The organism is Gluconobacter oxydans, from assembly GCF_006539685.1.
Lineage (GTDB): Bacteria > Pseudomonadota > Alphaproteobacteria > Acetobacterales > Acetobacteraceae > Gluconobacter > Gluconobacter oxydans.
This window is the reverse complement of the sequence record NZ_BJNM01000055.1, coordinates 1-6,197: the sequence shown is the minus strand read 5'-3', so window position 1 is coordinate 6,197 and position 6,197 is coordinate 1. Positions and strand designations below refer to the sequence as shown.

General features: G+C 61.1%; 6 protein-coding genes. 3 read left to right on the top strand and 3 right to left on the bottom strand.

The features are described 5' to 3' along the window. Positions 1 to 25: 25 nt before the first annotated feature. Entirely contained in the window at positions 26 to 355 is a 330-nt protein-coding gene (locus GOX01_RS12035; protein ID WP_011252462.1) for a hypothetical protein, read from the bottom strand. Further along, positions 352 to 1,293 carry an oxygen-dependent tRNA uridine(34) hydroxylase TrhO gene (trhO, locus tag GOX01_RS12030; RefSeq protein WP_011252463.1) on the bottom strand — a complete coding sequence of 314 codons (942 nt, stop codon included), beginning with the start codon at positions 1,291 to 1,293 and terminating at the stop codon, positions 352 to 354. Before trhO ends, GOX01_RS12035 begins: the two co-directional genes overlap by 4 nt. 184 nt (positions 1,294 to 1,477) lie before the next feature. Here trhO and GOX01_RS12025 point away from each other — a divergent pair, with 184 nt between their 5' ends. Beyond that, positions 1,478 to 1,969: a hypothetical protein gene (locus GOX01_RS12025; RefSeq protein WP_131973947.1), complete on the top strand. Its 492-nt coding sequence runs from the start codon at positions 1,478 to 1,480 to the stop codon at positions 1,967 to 1,969. Next, positions 1,953 to 3,227, top strand: a complete 1,275-nt coding sequence (locus tag GOX01_RS12020; RefSeq protein WP_062268813.1) for a hypothetical protein — start codon at positions 1,953 to 1,955, stop codon at positions 3,225 to 3,227. The genes GOX01_RS12025 and GOX01_RS12020 overlap by 17 nt, the downstream gene beginning before the upstream one ends. On the opposite strand, the gene GOX01_RS12015 is transcribed toward GOX01_RS12020, so the two are convergent. Next, positions 3,163 to 4,602 (bottom strand): autotransporter strand-loop-strand O-heptosyltransferase, encoded by a 1,440-nt coding sequence (locus tag GOX01_RS12015; RefSeq protein ID WP_231139098.1) that lies wholly within the window; start codon positions 4,600 to 4,602, stop codon positions 3,163 to 3,165. The two genes, GOX01_RS12020 and GOX01_RS12015, sit on opposite strands and share 65 nt — an antisense overlap. Before the next feature lie 161 nt (positions 4,603 to 4,763). On the opposite strand from GOX01_RS12015, the gene guaD reads away from it, so the two are divergent. Continuing rightward, positions 4,764 to 6,092 carry a guanine deaminase gene (gene guaD, locus GOX01_RS12010; RefSeq protein ID WP_011252466.1) on the top strand — a complete coding sequence of 443 codons (1,329 nt, stop codon included), beginning with the start codon at positions 4,764 to 4,766 and terminating at the stop codon, positions 6,090 to 6,092. Positions 6,093 to 6,197: the final 105 nt, after the last annotated feature.

Genomic DNA, 6,197 nt, shown 5'->3' with positions numbered 1-6,197 from the left:
CCCATCAAACCCCGGGACCAAACACCTAGGCAAATGGCCCCACGCAGGCGAGCCACGCCACAAACGGCGTCCCAGACCGCTGCCCCAGCACCTTCCGCACCACCACGATTGGCAACCAGAAGTGCATAAAAGTTTCCATGATGGGTGCGAACACAACACCCGCCACGGCCAGCACGACAACGCCATGCTTCCACGTTGCGGTGGTTCCCCCAAACCCCGCTGCATCAATCAGAAGATGCAGCGGGATGGCGATCAGGACATTAATCAGCGTATAACGCCCCGCAATCTGGAACATCCGCCGGGCCACATCCGGCCGCTGCGAAACATCCTCAGCGACCGGCGAGACCGCCGTCACTTCTGGCGGACGCCCAGATGCCCGGCCCGCCGCGCCTGTGCCAGCGCTTCCTGACGCTCACGCTCGGCATAGCGATGGCGCTGTTCTTCCGTCCGCTCGTTATGGCAGTGCGGACACGACACACCCTGCACGAACAGGGGCGAGGCCTTGTCCTTTTCATTCAGCGGTCGGCGACAGGCGTGGCAGACATCATGCGTGCCGATTTCCAGCCCGTGCTTCACTGAAACACGCTGGTCAAACACGAAGCACTCGCCTTCCCACAGGCTCTCTTCTTCCGGAACGGTCTCCAGATATTTCAGGATGCCGCCCTTGAGGTGATAGACCTCGTCCACACCTTCCGCCCGCGCAAAGGACGTCGACTTCTCGCAGCGGATGCCACCCGTGCAGAACATCGCGATCTTCGGCAGACGCCCTTTCGCTTCCAGTTCCTGCCGACGCCTGCGGAACCATTCGGGAAATTCGCGGAATGATTTCGTCTTGGGATCTTCCGCGCCCTTGAACGTCCCGATCGCCACTTCATAATCGTTGCGCGTATCGATCAGGATCGTATCCGGATCGGAAATCAGCGCGTTCCAGTCCTCCGGCGCCACATACCGCCCCACGCCCTGACGCGGGTCGATATCCGGCTCGCCCATCGTGACGATTTCCTTTTTCAGTCGCACCTTCATGCGACGGAACGGCAGTTCCGGAGCGCGGGAGTCCTTGCTTTCCAGATCCGCGCAGCCCGGCAGCGCACGGATATGCGCCATCACGCGCTCCATGCCCTCATCCGTCCCGGCAATCGTCCCGTTGATGCCCTCGCGCGCCAGCAGCAGGATCCCCTTGATCCCTTCCTTTTCGCACAGCTCAAGCAACGGCCCGCGCAATGCGGCCGGATCTTCGAACGGCGTGAAATGATACAGCGCGACAATGCGGATCGGCTCGAAAGTATCGGACATGGGGCAGGCATCCGGCTACCGGGACCGCAGACACAGCCGCGATCGGATGAAAAAGACAGCCTCGCAGATATCAGGGCCAAAGCCGTCATGCCAGCCCCGCCTTCCCCCATGTCCGAAAGGCATGATGGACAGCGTACAGCCCCAATGGCAGAAATACCCCCTCCCCGAACAGCGCAGCAGATCCATGAAACACCCTTCCACACTGGATCAGATGCTCTTGCTTCTGAGGAAATATGCCTTCCTGTGCGGAGTAGCCCTCTCACTGGTCGTGACACTCGCCTGCTGCCATGCCTGGACGGCGCACAGGCCCTTCCACCCGGACAGTTTCACGCCCTCAAACGACCCTTCCATGAGAGCCCTCGTGGAAGAATGCCATATCGCGAGAAACACCATTGCGGTTTCCGGCTGGATCCATTCAGACGTCTGGCCCGGCGACGGAGCCACCCTGATCCTCACCGTAGAAGACGGAGAAAAAGAGTTCTCCATCCCCTACCGGCTTCAGGAAAGGCCCGATATCGCACGGACCTTCCATACAGAGGCCAATGTCTTTCACAACCGATACGGCTTTACCGGAACCGCCAGAAAGCCGGCCGGCATGACACCGGGAGCGACCATTCACCTGAACATCATTTCAGGACACAGCCTTTACAGGATATCCCATGCCTGCCGCTCTTAAGACGACGATCCTGCGGAACGGCCCGTTCATCGTCTTTCTGGTGATCGCAACAGTCTGGATGAACACCCGGATCAACGGATCGATCTTCATCGACAATGACATGTTCCGGCATGCTCTGGATCACACCAGCCTGCTGTCCTTTCTCCACACGCGATACATGACATGGTCCGGCAGGATCTTCATCGAAGGCGCACTCGCTGAAACCATCCGGTATCCCCTCTTCTGGCGAGCCCTCATCCCGTTCTGTGCCATTCTGCTGGCCTATGCGATCTGGTCCTGTACCCTGCGCCCCGCCCTCCGGTCCGGCATGGGAATTCCGCTGGTCATGGGCCTGTTCCTGCTGCCCCACGAGGTAAGTGAAGAGTCGGTGTACTGGCTCTCGGGCTTCTACAATTACTTTTTCCCGATTTCCTTCGCCTTCTTCTCGATCAGCGTTTTCCTGCGTCAGGACGAGGTGGGAAAAACCCTGCGCATCCTGTCCATCGCGGCGCTGCCCATCGGCTGTTCGATCGAACAGTCCTCGCTGCTTCTGCTCTTCTGCACGGCCGTCTCCACTTTTCGACGCCGGACCATCTCCCTGTATGGCGGCCTTTATCTGACGATCGCCGCCGTCATTTCCGCAACCGTTCTGGCCGCTCCCGGAAATGGCCGCCGTTACGTGGCGGAAATCAGCAACTGGCTGCCCGAATTTCCCCAGTTCGGCATGGTGCAGAAACTCTCGCTGGCGATCGACCGCATCCACCGCGCCTGCGTCAGCACAGACAATCATATCCTGCTCGCAGCCCTGATCCTGTCCGTCTGCTTTCTGGCTTTCGTCAAACGGAACAGGGGCGTTCAGGACGTGGCGGCCATGGGCGTGATGCTGCTCAACATCCTGCTCATGCTACCCTTCGGTCCGGGTCTTCAGAAAATGCTCACCGCCCTGCGCTGCGACCGGTTCATCTATGATCTGAACTGGGTGTATCTGAACACCTATGTCGCGTTTTTCCTGACGCTGTGCATGATCGTCTCGATCCTGTGGTGCGCCCTGTCCCTGAAAAACTCCTCCACCGTCCTGTCCTTCCTGCTGGGCGGGTTCGCCGTGACCTTCCTGACAGGCCTTTCCCCCACGATCTACGCCTCCAGCAACCGCATCCTGCTCGTGATGGAGCTCAGTCTGGTGGTCTATGTCTGTGCCCTGATCGAAGCCCTGCTCACACAGATACGGGCGCGCCATGCTCCGCGCCTGCAAGTCCCCGATCTGTCATCAGCCGCCTGATGGTGTGAATGACCTGCGTCCCGGTAATCAGCCGCGAGCACTCGAACTGCCGGTCCGTCCCCTTGTGGCGCGGACACCAGAAGAAGTCCTTGTGATCGAACTGAAAGGCCGGATCATTCCAGCATGAATTGCAGGTGTGCCAGTTGATGACCCGATAGGGCGTGGCGAACTCGTTGTCCGGATGTGTGAACCCTGAAATCATCACCACTGGCGTGCCCGCCGCGTGCGCCAGCCAGGCCAGCCCACTCGACAGACCAATGAAAAAGCTCGCATGTTTCAGCCACCGCGCGCGCTCGGTCAGGGGGCGGCTTCCGGTCTGATCCTCGGCTCCGTGCGGGATGTGGTTATAGACATATCCCGTGCCGTGATACGGCTTCTGATCAATGCAGATGACGCGATAACCCGCATTTTTCAGAAACGCGATCACCTCATGCCAGCCGCCGGGATTATTCCAGTACTTGCATTGCGTACTGGCCTGCGTGGCGATGACCACATACGGCTCCGCAACGGGCGGTAGTTCGCCATCGGGAATGGTGATGCCCGGCGGCGCATCGTTCCAGGGATCCACGCCAAGAATGTAAGCCGCCGTCCGGTGCAGCCCGACATGACGGAAATCCGTCGGCTGGCGGGTATGGTCCTTATCCGCGAAAAACAGCCCGATATTGTAGCTCGCATAGAACCGGGCCGTGAAATCCGGCTCCGCGTTCATCCGGTCATGCCCCACAAGCGTCAGTTCCGGATTGGCGCCCATCACAAGCGGTAAAATCGCTTCAGAGACCGAGCACGTCACCTGCGCCCCGCTTTCCTGTGCCAGACGCCGCACCGCAGGCAGCCAGGCCAGCGTATCCCCCAGCGTTCCGACCGGAAGCTGCACCAGAACCGGCCGCCCCGACAGCGCCAGATCATGATGCAGCACCTGCTCCGGCGTCTCGCCCGGCTGCTCCAGCCAGACATCCACCCGAAACGGCACGAAGAACTTCTTGGTGGACGCCACCATGCCGCCCTTCAGACGCGCATCGAACAGCACATTTCCAGTCACATGGTCCGAAAGCCGCACATGCCATTGCGAACCCGACGGCACACCATCGCGCTCCAGGGACGGCACCATGACACGCGCCCCATCATTGAAATCGAACCGCACACCCCGCGCGCCTTCCAGAACCGGCACACGCGGGGGGGCAAGATAAGGTCCTTCGATGCTGCCAGACGCCGGCGGCGCTGAGCCATCATCGCCGCCGGTGCCGGAATCCGTCACATCCGCCTTATCAGGAACGGGCACGGCATCCATACCGCTTGTCTTTCCGTCCACGGAAACGGCAAGCCCTTCCGGCACATCCAGTGCAACAGGCGGCGAAACAGGATCATTCGGCATCATTGGCGGATACTCCAGAGCTCATGCTGAAGAACGCGCCAGGAGCCGGTTCTTCCTGCCAGTGTTGTAAGCCAGCCCCGCACCGACTGCCAATGCCGGCCGCCAAGCCGCCCCGGCTCCACAACCCCGTTCCCCGCACCGAAATCCCTGCGTAAGGTAACCGGATGACCCAGAGCAGCATTCCCCGCAGGGCCATCCGCGGCCCCTTCCTGACCTTCCATGCCGATCCCTTCACCACCGATCCCATGGACGCCCTGCACCACGAGCCCGATGGCCTGATCCTGACCGAAAACGGCCTCATCATCGCCGCCGGCTCGTGGGACAGTCTGCGCGACACCATCCCCGCCGGAACAGCCGTGGACCACTATCCCGACATGCTGATTTCCGCCGGCATGATCGACACGCATGTCCATTACCCGCAGCTCCCGGTCATCGCGTCTTACGGCGAGCAGCTTCTGGAATGGCTGGAAAACTACGTCTTCCCCGCAGAAGCCCGCTACGCCGACATTACCTATGCCCGCGCTGTCGCCCGGCAGTTCCTGACCGAACTCCTGCGCGTCGGAACCACAACGGCCGCCGTGTACTGCACCGTCCACCCCCAGTCCGTGGATGCGTTCTTCGAGGAATCCGAGCGCCTCAATACCTGCATGATCGCCGGCAAGGTCCTGATGGACCGCAACGCCCCCGAAAACCTGCGCGACACCGCCCAGAGCGGTTACGACCAGTCCGCCGAACTCATCGCGCGCTGGCACAATCGCGGGCGGCAGCTTTATGCCGTCACCCCGCGCTTCGCCCCCACCAGCACACCCGAACAGCTCGATCTCGCAGGTGCCCTGCTCGCCACGAAACCAGACCTGTTCATGCAGACCCACCTGCTCGAAAACCGCTCCGAAATCGCCTGGGTCCGCGAACTCTTCCCCGACCGCACCTCCTATCTGGACGTGTACGACAAGGCCGGTCTCCTGCGTCCGCGCGCAATCCTGGCCCATGCCGTCCATGCCGAAGAAGCCGATTTCCAGCGCTGTCACCACACCGGCTGCTCCATCGCGCACTGCCCCGGCTCGAACCAGTTCCTCGGCAGCGGCTCATTCCCGCTCTTCAAGGCTCTCAATCCTGAACGCCGCGTCCATGTCGGCATCGGCAGCGACATCGGTGCCGGACCATCCCTATCCCTGCTTCAGGTTCTGTCTGATGCCTACAAGGTCGCGCAGGGGCTGCAGACAAAACTCCATCCCGCACAGGGGCTCTGGCTCGCCACGGCTGGCGGCGCACAGTCCCTCGGTCTCGAAGACCGGATCGGCAGCATCAGGCCCGGCCTCTACGCCGATCTGTGCGTTTTCGATCCGGCCGCCACGCCGCTTGGACGGATCCGTGCCCAAACCGCCGAAACCCTCGCTGACCGCCTCTTTGCCCTGACCATGCTCGGGGACGACCGCAGCATCGCCGCTACCTATGTCGCCGGCGAACTCCTGCACAAACGCAGCACTGTCTGAAGCCGGAGGAACACACATCAAATTCAAAAATGACACCGGGTGCCGTTTTTCTTTGACATGGGGAAATTTTTGAACTCTAGGTGTTTGGTCCCGGGGTTTGATGGG